The organism is Chromobacterium sp. IRSSSOUMB001 (assembly GCF_023507765.1).
Classification (GTDB): Bacteria; Pseudomonadota; Gammaproteobacteria; order Burkholderiales; family Chromobacteriaceae; genus Chromobacterium; species Chromobacterium haemolyticum.
Genome location: NZ_JALCYU010000004.1, coordinates 184,152 through 201,197, shown reverse-complemented (window position 1 = coordinate 201,197; position 17,046 = coordinate 184,152). Strand labels below are relative to the sequence as shown.

Sequence of the window (17,046 nt, the reverse complement as noted above, 5' to 3'; positions counted from 1 at the left end):
AGCGGAAAATCTATTATCGCCCTAGGTATCAATTAGTACAAACTATTGCAGCTGATGGCAGGCCAAATTCTATGAAAAAAAATGAAGCGCTGGAGCATGCGGCGCTTGAGCTGGGCATTCTAGATTGCCGCGATGGCGGCGCTCAGGCCAGGCAAGACTGGGTGGCGGTGGAAACCCCGGTGGCGCTGGTGTACAACGGCCTGTCCCACGTGGTGATGATGGCCAGCCCGATGGCGCTGGAAGACTTCGCGCTCGGTTTTAGCCTGGCCGAAGGCATCATCGTCCATCCGGGCGAGATCTACGGCGTCGACATCCTTCCGGGCGAGCGCGGGGTGGAGGTCCATATCGAGCTGGCTTCGGCCCGGTTCATGGCCCTGAAAGAACGCCGCCGCCAACTGGCCGGGCGCACCGGCTGCGGCTTGTGCGGCGTGGAGCAGTTGGCCGAAATTCACCGGCCGCTGCCGCCGCTGCCGGTTACTCAAAGCTTTAGCCTGGACGCGCTGGCGCGCGCCTTGCCGGCCTTGCAGCAGGCGCAAAGCCTGTCCCAGGCCACCGCCTGCGCCCACGCCGCCGGCTGGGTGACGCCGCAGGGCGAACTCCTACATCTTAGCGAGGACGTGGGCCGCCACGTGGCGCTGGACAAGCTGATCGGAGCGCGCGCGCGCCAAGGCTGGCGCGACGGCGCCGCCGTCGTCACCAGCCGCGCCAGCTATGAAATGGCGCAGAAGGCCGCCGCCGCCGGCATCGAGATATTGATAGCGATGTCTGCGCCCACTTCGCTGGCGGTGGAGATGGCCGCGCGCTACGGCCTGACCTTGATCGGCTTCGCCGGCCGCGGCCGCGCCAATCTCTATAGTTGTCCCGAACGTTTGCGCATGTAATCCAACAGAAATAATCTGCCAGTAAACGGCATGGCCGCCGTGGATTGATGCCGGCAAGCACTGCAGCGCCGGCAGCTTGCGCCGCGATGCTCCGGCAGGGGCGGGCGGCTGGTTTTGCAATGCAATATCGGCGGTGAATTCCGTCTTGCAATTCTTGGCAAGTTGGGGTCAGAATCGAAGCTCGACATTTCAACCCTTTCGAATATAAGAAACAAGCATGGCACTCATCGTACAAAAGTACGGCGGCACTTCGGTTGGAACCACCGAACGGATCAAGAACGTTGCCCGCCGTGTCGCCAAGTGGAAGTCGCAGGGACATGATGTCGTGGTGGTGGTGTCCGCCATGAGCGGCGAAACCAACCGCCTCATCGCCCTGGCAAAGGAGATTCAGGACTATCCGGACCCGCGCGAGCTGGACGTGGTGGTATCCACCGGCGAGCAAGTCACCATCGGCCTGCTGGCCATGGCGCTGAAGGAAATCGGCGTGCCGGCCAAGAGCTACTGCGGCTGGCAAGTGAAACTGGTCACCGACAACGCCCACACCAAGGCCCGCATTCAGGAGATAGACGACGCCGCGATGCGCTCCGACCTCAATGAAGGCCGCGTCGTCATCGTCGCCGGCTTCCAGGGCGTGGACGAGGACGGCGACATCACCACGCTGGGCCGCGGCGGCTCGGACACCTCCGCCGTGGCGCTGGCCGCCGCGCTGAAGGCCGACGAATGCCAGATCTACACCGACGTGGACGGCGTTTACACCACCGATCCGCGCGTGGTGCCGGAAGCGCGCCGCCTGAAGACCGTCACTTTCGAGGAAATGATCGAAATGGCGTCCTTGGGCTCCAAGGTGCTGCAAATCCGCTCGGTGGAGTTCGCCGGCAAGTACAAGGTTCGTTTGCGCGTGCTCTCCAGCTTCGAAGACGAAGGCGAAGGCACCCTGATTACGTATGAGGAAGATGAAAGCATGGAAAAGGCCGTTGTCGCAGGCATCGCATTTGACCGTAACGAAGCGCGCATCAACGTCAAGGGCGTGCCGGACAAGCCTGGCATCGCCTACCAGATTCTGGGGCCGATCGCCGATGCCAATATCGAAGTGGACATGATCATCCAGAACGTGGGCGAAAACGGCGCGACCGATTTCTCCTTCACCGTGCCGCGCGGCGAATTCCAGCGCGCGCTGACCATCCTGCGCGAAGTGCAGACCCATATCGGCGCCGCCAAGATCGACGCCGACGACAAGGTGGCCAAGATTTCCATTGTGGGCGTGGGCATGCGTTCGCACTGCGGCATCGCCTCCACCATGTTCCGCACTCTGGCGGAAGAGGGCATCAACATCCAGATGATCTCCACCTCGGAAATCAAGGTATCGGTGCTGGTGGACGAGAAGTATCTGGAGCTGGCGGTTCGCGTTTTGCATAAAGTTTTTGGACTGGACCAGCCGGCGTAAATAATTTCGGATTCACGCTTGACAGAGGGCGCAGCGCTAATTAATATGGCGCTCTCTGAACGGAGAAATGGCCGAGTGGTCGAAGGCACTTCCCTGCTAAGGAAGCATACGGGCTTAAACCTGTATCGAGGGTTCGAATCCCTCTTTCTCCGCCAGTCAGCGCACCCGTAGCTCAGTTGGATAGAGTATCTGGCTACGAACCAGAGGGTCGGGCGTTCGAATCGCTCCGGGTGCGCCACTTGATGTCCCTATAGTTTAGCGGTTAGAACACCGCCCTTTCACGGCGGTAGCCGGGGTTCGATTCCCCGTGGGGACGCCAGATTCAGAAAAGCCCATCGCGCAAGCGGTGGGCTTTTTGCATTGCGCCGTTGCTTTGAGCGCAGGCGGCGGCAGGCCGCCCGCGCGGATCGGCGCAGGCCGTCTGGCTCAGAACTTGTGGTTCAACTCAACCCACCACTGGCGGCCATAGGGCAGATAACTGCCCACCGGGTAGTAAGGCCAGCCGCTGGTGTCGTCGCGCTTGATGGTGTCCAGCACATTGTTGACGATAAGCCCCACCGACGTCCGCTTGTTCCACTGGTACTGAGTGCTGAAATTGGCCAGCACCGTGGGCGTCAAATTGCCGGAGCCGTTGGCTTTGGGGATCTTGCCGTAGCGGGTCAGCAGCACGGTGGACGACCACGGGCCGATGTCCCAGCTCAGGCTGGTGTCCAGCTTGTCCGGCCAATCGGTGTTTTCCGGGTCGTTCAACATATTCTTTTCCGCATCGCCGGCAAACTGCTGGTAAGTGTGCTTCAACACCTTGGTGTAATTGGCTTTCAGCAGGAAGCCGCCCCAGTTGGCGGTTCTCCAGCGCAGCTTGCCGGCGATGTCGAAACCGCTGGTGCGCTCGCTGGCGGCGTTGATCGGGTTGACCACGATCTGCTTGACCGCGCCCGGGTTGATCAGCGCGCTGTCGGGATTGCGCTGCACTCGGCGCAGAGTGTCCTGGCACAGCTGGGACGACGCGTCCAGCATGCCGGCGCGGCATAGCGCCTCGTCGCGCAGCAGCTTGTCGCCGCTCAGGTCGGTGACCAGATCATTGATGGCGATGTCCCAGTAATCCACCGAAATATCCGCGCTGCTGCTGGGCGACCACACAAAGCCGAAGCCGTAGGACTTGCCGTTTTCCGGTTTCAGTTCGGCGTTGCCGTTCTTCACGTAATCCGCGCCCGGCGACATGCTCTTATAGTCGCAGCTAGCCAGCGGCTGGCCGGCCTGGGCGCAACGCCAGTAATCGGTGCTGGACGAGTAATAGCCGCGGCTCTGGGTCAGGAACAGGTAATTCATGTCCGGCGCGCGGAAGCTGGTGGCGTAACTGCCGCGCAGCAGCAGCGTGTTCAGCGGCCGGAACTCCAGGCCGGCGCCGTAAGTGAACTTGCCGGCGCTGCTGTCCGGCAGCTGGTAGCGGTCGTAGCGGCCGGACAGCGTCAGGTTCAGCTGCTTGAACACCGGGATGTACAGCTCGCCGCCCGCCGCCTGGCGCGAGCGGGTGCCGCCGGCGTGCGCGGCCGGCGAAGTATTGTAGAAAGCGCCCTGATTGATCAGCGGGTCCGGATCGTTGCTGAAGCCCTGGCTGCCCCATTCCAGCGTGCCGGCCAGCTTCACCGCGCCGGCCGGCAGCTTGAACAACTCGCCGCTGCCGCTCAGGCTCAGCGCCTGCAACCAGGATTTGTTCTGGCTCACCGAGCGCCCGGCGATGCTGTCGAACTCCGCCTGGCTCAGCCGACGGTTGAACGGCCCGGACGACGGCGCGTAAATCGGCACCCCCTTGGCGTCCACGCCCTGCTGCTGGCCCAGGAAGAAGCTGTCCGCATTGGCCAGCAGCCGCGGCGCGATGTTCTGGCTGGTGTAGATCGACGCGTTGTAAGCGGCTTCGTAACTCCAACTGCTGTCCGGCACCGCGCCGCGCAGGCCGAAGGTCAGGTTGGCCGCCACATCGTCCCACTTGCGGTTGTAGCGGCTGGCGCCGCCCATCTCCTCCGGCGATAGCAGCCGGCTCCAGGCCTCGTAGCGGCCGCTGTTCTGGTTGAGGAAATAGCCGCCGTTGCCGCCGGCTGAGGTCCAGCTGGGGCCGCGGGTATTGTTTTCGCTGTGGTTGAAGGCCAGCAGCGCGTCGCCGAACAGCTCCAGGTGATCGTTGAGCGCGTAATTCAGGCTCAGATAGCCGTTCTGGCTCTGGTTGGCGGTCTGCACCGTCCAGTACGAGGCCTTGGCCAGCGGGCTGGCGCAAACATTGGTCTTGCTGGTGCGGTAGGCGCGCACGCTGCCGGCGTACAAGCCGCCCAGCTCGCCGCAAGCCGCGCCGGGATCGATGAACTTGCCGGTCTTCACATCCTTCTGCGACCACACCGTGGTGGGCGCCGCGCCGTTGACGGTGTTGTCCGCCATGAAGCCGCGCTGGCGCGACCAGATCGGGTTGCGTTGGCTCAACTCCAGCGCGTAGACCAGGTTCAGCTTGTCCCAGCTCTTGCCGCCGCTCAGCTGCAGGCGCAGGTTTTCGCCGCCGTGATGCTCGCTGCCGCCGGCCTTGACGTTGACCGTGGTGCCGTCGGCCTTCTTTTTCAGGATCACATTGACCACGCCGGCGATGGCGTCCGAGCCGTAAATCGCCGACGCGCCGCCGTTGAGCACCTCGATGCGCTCTATCATCGCCGCCGGGATATTGGCCAGATTGACGAAGTTGACCGAACCCTCGTAAGCCACCGGGTAATCTGCGATGCGGCGGCCATTGAGCAAGGTCAGCGTATGGTTGGGCCCCAGCCCGCGCAGGCTGATGGCGTTGGCGGCCGGAGTGAAGGTATTGCCGAAATCCGCGCCCTGAGTGAAGCCGGTGTTCTGCGCCAGATTGTTCAGCGCGTCGTAGACATTGGTGTAGCCCTGTTTTTCGATATCGGCGCCGGTCAGCACCGTGACCCCGGTGGCGCCTTCCTTGCCGGCGCGCGCAATGCGCGAACCGGTGACGGTGACGCTGTCCAGCGTGTTGCCGCTGTCGGCCAGCGCCGGCAAGGCTTGCCCTGCCAAGGCCAGTGCCAGCGCGGAGAGAGTGAAATGTGGATATGCCATCGCGGAACGCCGGCTGAGCCGGCCCTTTCTTGATTTTGGAAAACAAAATCTAGCACGATTGCATATATGTTAAAAATCTGGAAAATTAGATTGTTATTCAAATTGAGAATAATGTGATTGGAAGGATTGTGGGGGAGGGGATTTGGGGAGGAGGGGCAGGGGGCGGGGCTATGAGGACAGCGGGTGCAGCTGTCGCGGGCTTGCGTCGGCTCAGCCCTGGCGCGCTTTGGCTTTTTGGTAGGCTTGGTTCTTGTCGCGATGTCCGATAGCCACCACGATGATGATGATTTTGCCGTCGTCCACCTCATAGACCAGCCGGTATCCGGTCTGACGCAGCTTGATCTTGTAGCAGCCTTCCAGGCCATGCAGCTTGGCGGCAGGGTTGTGCGGATGCTCGGCTCGTTCTCTCAGTTTCTTGGCAAACTGCTGTCGGATTGATGGGTCCAACTTTCGCCATTCCTTCTCCGCATCCACCCGGAAGACAATTTCATAGCTCATCCAGGTCCACCTTGACAGTGGGCTGCTGCCGACGTTCCAACACCAGCTTTGTGTCCTCAATGTCTTCAAGCAGGCTCATCATGCGTTCGTACTGGGCGGCAGGGACAAGATAGGCCTCTGGGCGGTTGTGATTCAGGATCACCACCGGATGCCCTGCGGCCTCGCGCATGATGCCGGCAAAATTGCGCTTGAGCTCGGTGACGCTGACGGCCACATCGGCAAGTACCAAGTCCATAATTTCTCCCTAGTCAATGTCAATTTAGATGCCTAATATAGCATTGATTTTGTTGTGGAGAACTACCTGTCCGGCAGTGAACTAGAGCCGGCAGGCCCCACTCACCTCTTGAGATTTCTAAGCTGCCCATCCGGCAGAGAACTCCCGGCGCTCCGATCAATCAGCCGCCCGCCTTTTCTAAGCTGCCTATCCGGCAGAGAACATAGTCGGCCTCGTCGATGATCAGCGGCCGCTTTTCTAAGCTGCCTATCCGGCAGAGAACGCGAACTGGATACAGCGGACGCCCACCGCGCTTTTCTAAGCTGCCTATCCGGCAGAGAACCTGAAGCAGCCGCAGCGGCATTTCTAAGCTGCCTATCCGGCAGAGAACGGGCCGTCGCGGCGCCGCGCTTCGATATCAATTTTCTAAGCTGCCCATCCGGCAGAGAACGGCGGCTAGCGTGGTAAGCGTGGACTGGTTGATTTCTAAGCTGCCCATCCGGCAGAGAACACCATACGTCCGTTTCTCGGACTTCTTTCTGTTTTCTAAGCTGCCCATCCGGCAGAGAACCAGAGGCCGGACGGCCACGCTTCTTAGGCTCATTTCTAAGCTGCCCATCCGGCAGAGAACCAGGCATCGGCGCCGCCTGGGCGGTCACAATTTTTCTAAGCTGCCCATCCGGCAGAGAACCCGATAATTCGGTTCAGCATCGCGCCGAACTTTTTCTAAGCTGCCCATCCGGCAGAGAACGCCGCCGCCGAAGCGCTGAAGTTTTCTTCTGCTTTCTAAGCTGCCCATCCGGCAGAGAACAATCCTCACCCGCGCCCATGCCGACAGGGCAGTTTCTAAGCTGCCCATCCGGCAGAGAACTCGTAGCTGTCGTGCTCCATCATCTCGTTAGCTTTCTAAGCTACCCATCCGGCAGAGAACTCTGCCGGATGGCGGTGATACTTGTCTGTTAATTTCTAAGCTACCCATCCGGCAGAGAACGTTTCCAGTCACCGTCTGGGCTGATGGAAAACATTTCTAAGCTACCCATCCGGCAGAGAACATAGTCAAATGCAGCAATGTGGAGCAGGCTGTTTTCTAAGCTACCCATCCGGCAGAGAACAGCTCTTCGCAGTTCTCGGCCCAGTCCATTTCTTTCTAAGTTACCCATCCGGCAGAGAACCCATGCAGTTCTCCATGCGGGGTTTCCGGAATTTTCTAAGCTACCCATCCGGCAGAGAACACTCCCAGCGAAAAGCCCCAGCGTACTGACCATTTCTAAGCTACCCATCCGGCAGAGAACGAGCTGGAAGTCACGGAACGGCCCGAACTGGTTTTCTAAGCTGCCCATCCGGCAGAGAACAGTGCCGTGCCATCCTGTACCGAGCGCCAGATTTTCTAAGCTGCCCATCCGGCAGAGAACCGGGAAGCTATCGCCGGCGGCGACCATTTTACTTTCTAAGCTGCCCATCCGGCAGAGAACACCCGCGAAACCGCCACCGACAAGGAAAAGCATTTCTAAGCTGCCCATCCGGCAGAGAACCAAGCGCGTAGGCACAACGCCGGCCTCGTCCATTTCTAAGCTGCCCATCCGGCAGAGAACTGGACATCCGCATTCTGGATCACCTGGTCGTTTTTCTAAGCTGCCCATCCGGCAGAGAACTCGAGGGTTTCCCGACGCCGGCGCCCTTCCCATTTCTAAGCTGCCCATCCGGCAGAGAACAATTCATGCCGAGGCGCAATGCTGGCCGGCAATTTCTAAGCTGCCCATCCGGCAGAGAACTGGAAAACAATTGATGACATGATTATGCAACTTTTCTAAGCTGCCCATCCGGCAGAGAACTCAGGCGTACGTCGATCAGTTGCTTGGCTTCAGTTTCTAAGCTGCCCATCCGGCAGAGAACTTACTGTTCCATCCTTCGGCGCGGTGCTGATCTTTCTAAGCTGCCCATCCGGCAGAGAACTTGGCGCTGACAGCATCCTGTTTCGCCTTGGTTTTCTAAGCTGCCCATCCGGCAGAGAACCCGGCCAGTTAGCGGTCGAGGTCGATACCAGCTTTCTAAGCTGCCCATCCGGCAGAGAACGTGACATTGGCAGGACTAGACAAATTGCAAGATTTCTAAGCTGCCCATCCGGCAGAGAACTGCCAAAAATCCATCTCGCGGTTTCTCGTTACTTTCTAAGCTGCCCATCCGGCAGAGAACCGGAAGACCCGTGCCGCCGCGTGGTGGTGATGTTTCTAAGCTGCCCATCCGGCAGAGAACTAGAGCCTTTCCCCCGCAAACCCGCGCCAGCGGGGGAAAGCATCGCTTTCCCCAATAAAAACCCTTTTCTCGCACCCCGCGCCAAGCCCTTGATTTAATAGGCTTGGCGGCGGGGCTTGGAAAAAAGGGTCAGAACCACGGCACGGTGGCGTCGGGGCTGAGGCCGAAGGTGTTGAAGCGACCGCTGCGGGTGGCTGGGGCCGGACGTTGCTCGATGTGCAACTGGTAGCGCTGGCCGGTGCTGGCGCTGTTGAGGGTGAGGAAGGGCAGGGTCAGCCGGCGGGCGGCGCTGTCCGGGAAGCGCCGCGCGGCCTCTTCCGCGCTGATGCCCAGCCGCCGCACCAGCCGGCGGCGTTCCTTGTCCGGATTGGTCTTGGCCTGCTTGCGCCGTACCTGCCAGGCCTCCGCCTGCGGCGGCACCGGCTGGATGGCGGCCAGCGCGATGTGGTCGCGCATGCCGCTGAGCCAGTCGCCGGCCATCAGCCGCTGCAAGGCGGCGTGGCCGCCGTGCAGGCGCAGGGTGTCGCCCAGCGCGGCGGCCGGGGCCGCGCGCGGGAAGCTGACGCCGATGTCGTCGCGGCCTTGCTCGCTCAGCGCGCGGTGCAGCTTGGCGAACAGCGCGTTCATTAGCAGCGTGGGCGCAAACTCCGGGTCCGGACGCAGCCGGATGTCCAGGTAATGATCCATGGCTTACTCCGCCGCGCCGAACACGCCGCCGCGGATCAGCGTGGCCAGCACAAAGTGCTGATCATGCGCCGTTGGGGCCTGGTCTTTCAGCACCCAGTTGTCCAGCAGGGTGTAGAAGTCGGACTTGGCCTTGGGCTGGCGGCAGGCCTTGCCCAGCGTGGTGACCGAGCCGTAGGGCTCTACGGCGATGGGGCCGAGCTGCTCGGCTTCCGGGTGCCAGTCGTCAATAGTGCGGATGGCGTTGCCCAGCTTCTGCGAGTGGATGGCGGCGATTTTCAGCGCGCCTTGCTCAATGGCGTACAGGGTCTTGCTCTTGTCGCCGCGGCCACGGTCCAGGATCAGTTCCTGCGACGGGAACACCTCCTGGCCGGCGCCCAGCCGCGCAAAGGCGGTGATCTGCAACAGCAGATGGCGCTGGCCGGCCAGGCCGGCGGCGATGGCGGCGGTCAGCTGTTCCAGCGCGGCGGCCTGGCTGCCGGGGTCGAAGTGGCGCAGGGACAGCGCCAGCGCGTCGAACTGCCATTGTTGCGCCGGCTGGCCTTGCTCCAGCAGCGCCACCCGCACCTCCACCTGCTCCGCGCCCACGCGGTTGCGCCACAGGAAGCGGCCGTTGGCCAGGTTGCAGGCGTAGCGGCGCGCCAGCTCGGCAAAGCCGTGGGCTTGCACATAGCCGGCCACGGTGGCGCGCAGCTTGGCCTGGTAGGCGCTGTCGTTGCAGGCGGACGGCGCGCCGACATTGCCCAGCACCCGCAGCGTGAAGCTGACTTTCAAGGTGTCCGCGTGGTGCGGCAGCGCGGCCACGTCCACGGTTTGCAGATTGGGGTTTTCAATCTGCGCGTCCAGCTTGGCCGGGTCCTGGTCCTTGGTCTTCAGGCGGTTGGAAATGGTGCCGCGCACGGATTTTTCGATGACTCTGACCGGCTCCCAGCCGGCGTGCTGCTCGCGCTGTTGCCAGTCGCCGGCGTGAAACAAGGCGTCGGATGGGTCCAGCTTGCGTTCAAAGGCCAATACGGTAGCGGTTTTCAGCGGTGCGGTGCTCATGGGGCTTCCTTTCTAGTCTTCTATGTCCAAGGTGGCGGCGTAATCATTGCGGCAGCGGTACAAGCCGCTGGCGGTGTCGTCATCGGCGTACCACAGCAGTTGGCTGACATCGTGCAAGCGGTGCGGGCTGACCCATTCGCCCAGCGAATACAGGCTTTCCACAAAGCGGAACGGCGTATGCATGTCGCGGGCGTTGGCCACGCGGCCGGCCGGGTAAAGCGGGGACAGCGCGCCGTAGCCCACCGGCATCGGCACCGTCCAGCCCTGGCTGTGGCCGCGTTGGCTGCGCCATTCCAGCGTGCGGCGCGGCTCGCCGCCGGCCGGGTCCGCTTGTTCCTGCCAGTGCGGCGCGTGGTTGATGCGGGACAGGTCCAGCCAGGCGTCGAAGGCGTCCGCCTGTGGCTGGCTGGCGCGCAGCGTGGCCAGATGGCTTTGCAGCAAGTCGTCGCGCGATACCAGCGCAAAGCCGGGCAGCAGGCTGCGCCGCAGTTGGCGGAATTCTTCGCGCCGCGTCGCCTCGTCCTCGTTCAAGGTCATCAGCAGCGGCGCGGGACGGCGGTGGCCGGGCAACGGCGGCGTCACGCTGCCGCCGGCAATGCGCATGCCGTGCAGGGTATCCGCCACTTGCTGCGCCAGTGCCGGCAGCTGCTCCCTGGGCGCGGCCAGCGCTTCGCCGGTGAGGCCGAACAGCAGGCTGATGTCCAAGTGGATGCGGCCTTCCTCCACGATGGCGGCGGTGCTGCCGTCCTTGTCCACCGGGTTGCGGCTGAGGTGGAAGCCCTGGGTGTAAGCGCCGCTGGTCTGCGCCTGGTAATGGTGGCAAACCACGCCCACCGCCTCGAACTGCAAATCCAGGCTGCCGGCCAGCTTGCGTTCCAGCGCCTGGGCCAGGCCGGTGAAGGCGGTGATGGCCGGAAAGCCCCAGGTGAAGGGGCTGGAAATGGCGTTGGCGTTTTGCACCCGCAGCCGGGGCACGCTCAGCAGGCCGGTGATCACGGGCAGGGTGCTCATGCTTGCTCCTTGGCCATGGCCGCCAGCTGGCGGCGGGTTTGATCGTGCTGGGCCTGCCAGCCCAGGTCCCCGGCCAGCTCCCGCGCCCAGTGGCGGAATTCCGCGTCGCCCATTTCCAGCGGGCTGGCGTCGAATTGCTGGTTCAGCCAGCGGCCGAAGCGCTTGGCCACGTCCAGCGGCCAGTCCTCGCCGTGCCAGCGCGCGGCAAAGTCCGCGTCGGTATCGGCGCGCCAGGGGTCCAGCCACAGCTGCTGGTATTCCGGCAGCCGGCAGCGCGCTTCCGCGCTCCAGCCGGGCGGCAGGCCCTCGTGCATTTCCTTGCCGAACAGCAGCAGTTCCTCTAGCAGCGCGTCGCTCAACTCGTCGCGGCGGTCGCGGGTGTCCATGATCTTGCGCGGCTGGCTTTCCAGAAAGGCGCGCAGCTGGCGGACCAGCCGGCGCACATCGTTGCGGCGGCCAAAACGCAGCAGCGCGTCTTCGGTATTGAGCGGTGGTTTCAGGCCCAGGCTCCGCCACTGCGGCGGCAAGGAAGCCAGCAGATAGTTATTGCCCTTGCGCTCGCTATTGAGCTGGGAAATATTCTGCGGCTTGGTGCCGCCCAGTTTCTGCACCGCCAGCTGCGGATAGTCGCAATAGCCGTGCGGATGATCGCGCTGTTCGCGGCGGGCCTGGCGCGCGGCCTTAGCGGCTTCGCCGAAGCGATGTTCCTGGATGGTTTGGTACAGCCGCTGCGCCAGCGCGCTGGGGTAGAGCGGGGCCAGCAGGTGGTAGTCCTCGTCCTTGGCCGGCTCGTAACCCACCAGCCAATACACTTGTTTGGCGCGGCTGTGGCTGGCGGCGTCCGCGCCGGCGTCGGTCAGCGCGGCGAAGGCGGCGATCCAGGCCTGCGCCTGCTCGGCGTCGTCGCTGAGCGCGGCGGCCAGGTCGGCGTCCTGCGCCAAGGCCAGGGCCAGCAGGCTTTGGCCGTCGTGCTGTTGCTTCAGAAACTTGTACACATCCAGCGCGGCGGCGTTGCCCACCACGTCATCGGCAAAATCCGCGCCCAGGCAGTGGCTGCCCACTTCGCGGCGCGCCGGCAGGGAGGAGGGTGGCGCGTACAGGTTGCTGCCGCGGGCGTCCGGGTGAACGGCTTTAAGGGTGTGAGTGGCGGCTTGCAGCTGGCCGGCGCGGCGGGCGGCGTCCGCCAGCCAGGCGGCGGGCTGGTGCTGGGCCAGCAGCGCTTCGCGCTTGGCGTCGTCGTCGGGGGCAAGCTTGTCCAGCTTGTCGTCGCGCCGTTGCCGGATGAAGCCGGCAATCAAGGCGCGTAGTGCGGTGGCGCGGGGCGTGAGGGTAGGGGGCATGGCTGTCCTTGGATCACAAAGTCAGGAACAAACAGCAACGCGGCCCCGGCGCTATTAGGCTGCCGGGGCCTTGGCTCGGTGCTTCATCGCATGCGCATCCTCCTGTTATGCAAGGGATTAGGATGGGTGTGGGTCCGGTCTTCCAACTTTGTCACGTGCTTGCGCAACACCAACCATACGCTAATTTTTTACCTAGTCAAACTGAATCATGCATTTATCGGTATGTGGTGTAGGTGACTTGTAACATCGGCGCCACTGCCGGTATAAGGCAGCTTAGAAATAGTCCAACTGAAACTTTCATTTCAGTTCTCTGCCGGATAGGCAGCTCAGACCGGCCGGCGCGCAAGCGACTGGCCTTTTTTTACGTCCATTCGCTTGGCATGCCGTCTGCCAGTGTGCCTGCGGCGGGATCGTATTGGAATGGACAGTGGGTGGGATTTACTTGATTTGAATCAGGCGGGGGAGGGTTGGTGTTTTGGAGGAGGCATGCGGCTGGGGGATAGCCTGCAAGGGCGGCGGCTTTGCCGAGCGGGGCTGAGGCTGGAGATGGGATAGGCCTAATCAAACCAATATTGATAATCATTCCTATTTATAGTGTAAGATTGCTGCTCTCATTTGATCTGCCCACGCATCATACGCGCTGGCATGGAACCGCAACGGCACGCCTTCTTATGACTTTGACCGCTTCTCGCCTCCCCGTCAGCGCCGCGCAGCACGGCATCTGGATGGGGCAGCAACTCTCCCCGGACAACCCGAGTTACCTCACCGCCGAAGCCACCGAGCTGCGCGGCGCGCTGGACCTGGACGCCTTGCGCGACAGCGCCGCCGAGGTGCTGGCCAATTGCGCGGCGCTGAACATGCGCTTCGAGTTTGACGGCAACCAGCTGTGGCAGCAGCCGGTGGCCGCGCAGGCGGAGATACCCTGCCTGGACTTCAGCGCGGAGGCGGAGCCGGAAACGGCGGCGCGGGCCTGGGTGGCCCAGACGCTGACGCGGCCATGCGATCCGGCGCGGGACGCGCTCTATCTGGGCGCGGTGCTGAAGCTGGGGCCGGAGCGGCACTGGTGGTATCTGCAAACCCACCATATCGCGCTGGACGGTTTCGCCTACGGCTTGCTGAGCCAGGCGCTGGCGGCGCGCTACAGCGCCCGCGTCAAACAGCAGGCCTTGCCGCCGCTGGCGGATTGGTCGCTGGACAAGATCGTCGCCGCCGATCACGACTACCAGGTCAGCGAGGCCTGCGCGCAGGACCGCGACTTCTGGGTGCAGCGCCAGGGCCGGCAGCCGGCGGCCAGCACGCTGGCGCCCGCCGCCTTGCTGGCGGAGGGGGTGAACAAGGCCGAGCAATGGCTGAGCCCGGCGCAGATCGCCGCCTGGCAGGCTTCGGCCAAACAGCACGGCGTGGACTGGGGCGCCTGGCTGCTGGCGGCGGTGGGCGCCTGGCTGGCCAAGCGCAGCGGCCGCCGCGCGCTGACCCTGGGCCTGCCGGTGATGAACCGCCTGGGCACGCCGGCGCTGGCGGTGCCGTGCATGGCGATGAATATCGCGCCGCTGAGCCTGCGGCTGGACGAAGAGCTGGGCGCGGCGGAACTAAGCCGCCAGCTGGCGGACAGCCTGCGCGCGATCCGGCCGCATCAACGCTACCGCTACGAGCAACTGCGCGGGGATTTGGCGCGCGTCGGCGGCCAGCAGCGCTTGTTCGGCGCAGTAGTGAACCTGATGCCTTTCGACCGCCGCGCGCCGTTCGCCGGCCTGGACAGCCGGGTGCTGCCGCTGGGCTCCGGCCCGGTGGAGGATGTGTCGATCAATTTCAGTCTGTTGAACACCGAGTGGCGGCTGTGCCTGGAGGCCAATCCCAACGCTTACCCGCAGGCGGAGCTGGATGGCTTGCGCGACGATTTGCTGGCCTGGCTGGACGCCTGGGCCGGCCGCGCGCCGGAAGCCGCGCTGAGCGAGCTGTTGCCGGAGCTGCCGCCGCTGAGCGTGCTGGACGGCCCGGCGTTGGAGCGCGAGCCGCGGGAGGTGCTGAGCCTGATCCGCGCCGCCGCCGCCGCGCGGCCGGACGCGACGGCGCTGGAGCAGGACGGCGAGCGCCTGTCCTACCGCGAGCTGTTGCAGCGCGTGCTGCAACTGGCCGGCCGTCTGCAAGCCGCCGGCCTGCAGGCGGAGGAGCGGGTGGCCATCGTGCTGCCGCGCAGCCCGGAAGCCATCGTCGCCATCCTGGCCACGTTGTGGGCCGGCGGTTGCTATGTGCCGCTGGACCCGCACGGCCCGCCGACGCGGCTGGCCATGGTGTTGGACGACGCGCGGCCGCGGCTGGCCGTCACCCTGAGCGCCTGGCGTCCGCTAGTGGGCGAGGTGCCGGCGCTGTGCCTGGACCAGCCGCCGCAACAGGACGCGCTGGCCGCCGCGGACCCGGCGCCGGAAGCCGGCCAGGCCGCCTATGTGCTGTACACCTCCGGTTCCACCGGCAAGCCCAACGGCGTGCTGGTCAGCCACGGCGCGTTGGCTCAGTTTGTCAGCAGCGCCGGCCAGCTTTACCGCATCGGCGCGGACGAACGCATTCTGCAATTCGCGCCGCTGCATTTCGACGCCAGCATCGAGGAAATCTTCCTGGCGCTGTGCCACGGCGGCACTCTGGTGCTGCGCACCGACGCGATGCTGGAATCGATGCCGGCCTTCGCCGCCGCGGTGGCGCGCCAGCGCATCAGCGTGCTGGACCTGCCCACCGCCTTCTGGCACGAGCTGGCCTTCGCCTTGCAGCCGGAACTGGCCGCGCAGCTGGCCAGCGTGCGGCTGACCATCATCGGCGGCGAAGCCGCGCTGCCGGAACGCGCCGGCCGCTGGCAGGCGCTGTTGCCCAATAGCGTGCTGCTCAACAGCTATGGGCCCACCGAGGCCTCCATCATCGCCACCAGCGCCATCCTGTCCGGCCCCGGCGCGGTGTGGGACGGCGGTGACAGCGTGCCCATCGGCCTGCCGCGCCCGGGCGTGCGCGCCGCCATCGTGGACGAGCGCCTGCAGCCGGTGGCGCAGGGCGAGGACGGCGAGCTGTGCCTGCTGGGCGAGGCGCTGGCCATCGGCTACCTGGGCCGTGAAGAACTGACCGCGCGCCGCTTCGTCATGCTGGACGCCTTGCCCGGCGCGCCGCGCGCCTACCGCACCGGCGACCGCGCGCGTCTGAGCGACGGCCAGCTGCGCTTCCTGGGCCGGCTGGACCATGAAATGAAGATCAGCGGCCTGCGCATCGACCCGGCCGAAATCGAAAACGCGCTGCTGGCTTGCCCGGAGGTGCGCGAAGCGGCGGTGGTGGGGCTGCCGCTGGCCGGCGGCGGCTATACCCTGGCCGCCTTCCTCAGCGGCGGCGAGACCGAGCCGGCGACGCTGCGCTCGCGCCTGGCCGAGGTGCTGCCGGCGGCGGCGATCCCGGATCACTGGCGCTGGCTGGACAGCCTGCCGCGCAACGTCAACGGCAAGATAGACCGCAAGCAACTGGCCGCCGGCATCGAAGCGCAAGCGCCGGCCGCGGCGGACGACGCCAGCCCGCTGGAACGCCAGGTGATGGAGGTGTGGCAGCAGGTGCTGGGCGTGACCCCGCCCAGCCGCCACGCCAACTTCTTTGAACTGGGCGGCAAATCGCTGCAAGCCATCCAGGTGGCCAACCGGCTGGCGCAGCGTCTGAACCGCGAAGTGGCGGTGTCCGCGCTGTTCAGCCACAGCACGGTGGCGGCGCTGGCGCAGGCGCTGAGCGCGCCCGCCGCGCACCGGCCACCATCGGCCAGCGAAGGCCAGGAGTTCGCGCCGCTGCTGACCATCCAGCCCGGCGCGCTGCCGGCGCTGTTCTGCCTGCACCCGGCGGAAGGCTTGTCCTGGTGCTATCTGGGCCTGGCCAAGCACCTGCCCGGCGTGGCCATCTACGGCCTGCAGGCCACCGGCATCACCGGCGACAAGCCGGCCAGCTTCGACGCGATGGTGGCGGACTACGTGGCCCGCGTGCGCGAGGTCCAGCCGCAAGGGCCGTACCGCTTGCTGGGCTGGTCGCTGGGCGGCGGGCTGGCGCAGGCGATGGCGGCGCAACTGAGCGCCGCCGGCGAAACCGTGGAACTGGCGGCGATGATGGACAGTTATCCGACCGCCAGCTGGCAGGGCCGGCCGCAGCCGACGCTGCACGACGCGCTGGTGACGGTGCTCAGCGTCAACGGCGAGGTGGACGCCGACGAAAACGGCCAGCCGCTGGACAATGAGGCGATCTACCAGCGCCTGCTGCGTCCCGGCAGCCCGCTGGCGCCGCTGGGCCGCGCCGCGCTGGAGCGGCTGGGCGAGGCCTCGCTGCACGGCATGCAGTTGTTCCGCGACAGCCAAACCCCGCGTTACGACGGCGACTTGCTGCTGTTCCGCGCCGGCGTTCACCCGGAAGACGCGCCCAAGCCGGAAGATTGGCGGCCCTTCCTCGGCGGCAAGCTGGAGTGCGTGGAGCTGGACTGCGACCACTTCGGCATGAGCGACCCAGAGCCGATGCGGCGGATAGGCGAGGAGTTGGCGCGGCGTTTGGCTTGAGCCGCGCCGGTTTGAT

At 64.7% G+C, this 17,046-nt stretch carries 10 protein-coding genes, 3 tRNA genes and 1 CRISPR repeat array; of the genes, 6 read left to right on the top strand and 7 right to left on the bottom strand.

Annotated elements, in window-relative coordinates; genetic code table 11:
* Positions 1-71: 71 nt before the first annotated feature.
* The 5 genes from fdhD (at position 72) to MOV80_RS06955 (ending at position 2,644) form a co-directional block, all read left to right on the top strand.
* The gene (gene fdhD, locus MOV80_RS06975; RefSeq protein ID WP_249604960.1) at positions 72-881 is read left to right on the top strand and encodes a formate dehydrogenase accessory sulfurtransferase FdhD; all 810 of its coding nucleotides are present in this window, start codon (positions 72-74) and stop codon (positions 879-881) included.
* Positions 882-1,098: 217 nt separating this feature from the next.
* Positions 1,099-2,325, top strand: a complete 1,227-nt coding sequence (locus MOV80_RS06970; RefSeq protein WP_019103005.1) for an aspartate kinase — start codon at positions 1,099-1,101, stop codon at positions 2,323-2,325.
* 61 nt (positions 2,326-2,386) lie between these two features.
* Positions 2,387-2,480, top strand: a tRNA-Ser gene (locus MOV80_RS06965).
* Positions 2,481-2,486: 6 nt separating this feature from the next.
* A tRNA-Arg gene (locus tag MOV80_RS06960) sits at positions 2,487-2,563 on the top strand.
* A 6-nt stretch (positions 2,564-2,569) separates the two neighbouring features.
* Positions 2,570-2,644 (top strand) — tRNA-Glu (locus MOV80_RS06955).
* A 107-nt stretch (positions 2,645-2,751) separates the two neighbouring features.
* Here MOV80_RS06955 and MOV80_RS06950 read toward each other — a convergent pair.
* The 7 genes from MOV80_RS06950 to csy1 form a co-directional block, all read right to left on the bottom strand.
* Entirely contained in the window at positions 2,752-5,430 is a 2,679-nt protein-coding gene (locus MOV80_RS06950) for a TonB-dependent receptor (protein ID WP_249604959.1), read from the bottom strand.
* 210 nt (positions 5,431-5,640) lie between these two features.
* Positions 5,641-5,928 carry a type II toxin-antitoxin system RelE/ParE family toxin gene (locus MOV80_RS06945; RefSeq protein WP_048414285.1) on the bottom strand — a complete coding sequence of 96 codons (288 nt, stop codon included), beginning with the start codon at positions 5,926-5,928 and terminating at the stop codon, positions 5,641-5,643.
* A complete protein-coding gene (locus tag MOV80_RS06940) occupies positions 5,918-6,163 on the bottom strand; it encodes a type II toxin-antitoxin system Phd/YefM family antitoxin (RefSeq protein ID WP_048414286.1) in 246 nt (81 codons plus the stop codon). The genes MOV80_RS06945 and MOV80_RS06940 overlap by 11 nt, the downstream gene beginning before the upstream one ends.
* Before the next feature lie 114 nt (positions 6,164-6,277).
* Positions 6,278-8,395: a CRISPR direct-repeat array (repeat unit 28 nt; unit sequence TTTCTAAGCTGCCCATCCGGCAGAGAAC).
* 129 nt (positions 8,396-8,524) lie between these two features.
* Positions 8,525-9,082 carry a type I-F CRISPR-associated endoribonuclease Cas6/Csy4 gene (cas6f, locus tag MOV80_RS06935; RefSeq protein ID WP_249604958.1) on the bottom strand — a complete coding sequence of 186 codons (558 nt, stop codon included), beginning with the start codon at positions 9,080-9,082 and terminating at the stop codon, positions 8,525-8,527.
* 3 nt (positions 9,083-9,085) lie between these two features.
* Positions 9,086-10,123: a type I-F CRISPR-associated protein Csy3 gene (csy3, locus tag MOV80_RS06930; protein ID WP_019103000.1), complete on the bottom strand. Its 1,038-nt coding sequence runs from the start codon at positions 10,121-10,123 to the stop codon at positions 9,086-9,088.
* 12 nt (positions 10,124-10,135) lie between these two features.
* The gene (gene csy2, locus MOV80_RS06925; RefSeq protein ID WP_249604957.1) at positions 10,136-11,134 is read right to left on the bottom strand and encodes a type I-F CRISPR-associated protein Csy2; all 999 of its coding nucleotides are present in this window, start codon (positions 11,132-11,134) and stop codon (positions 10,136-10,138) included.
* Positions 11,131-12,474, bottom strand: a complete 1,344-nt coding sequence (gene csy1 / locus MOV80_RS06920) for a type I-F CRISPR-associated protein Csy1 (protein ID WP_249604956.1) — start codon at positions 12,472-12,474, stop codon at positions 11,131-11,133. The genes csy2 and csy1 overlap by 4 nt, the downstream gene beginning before the upstream one ends.
* 671 nt (positions 12,475-13,145) lie before the next feature.
* Between csy1 and MOV80_RS06915 the strand changes: the two genes are divergently transcribed.
* Positions 13,146-17,030, top strand: coding sequence for an amino acid adenylation domain-containing protein (locus MOV80_RS06915; RefSeq protein WP_249604955.1), 3,885 nt, complete (start codon positions 13,146-13,148; stop codon positions 17,028-17,030).
* Positions 17,031-17,046 lie beyond the last annotated feature (16 nt).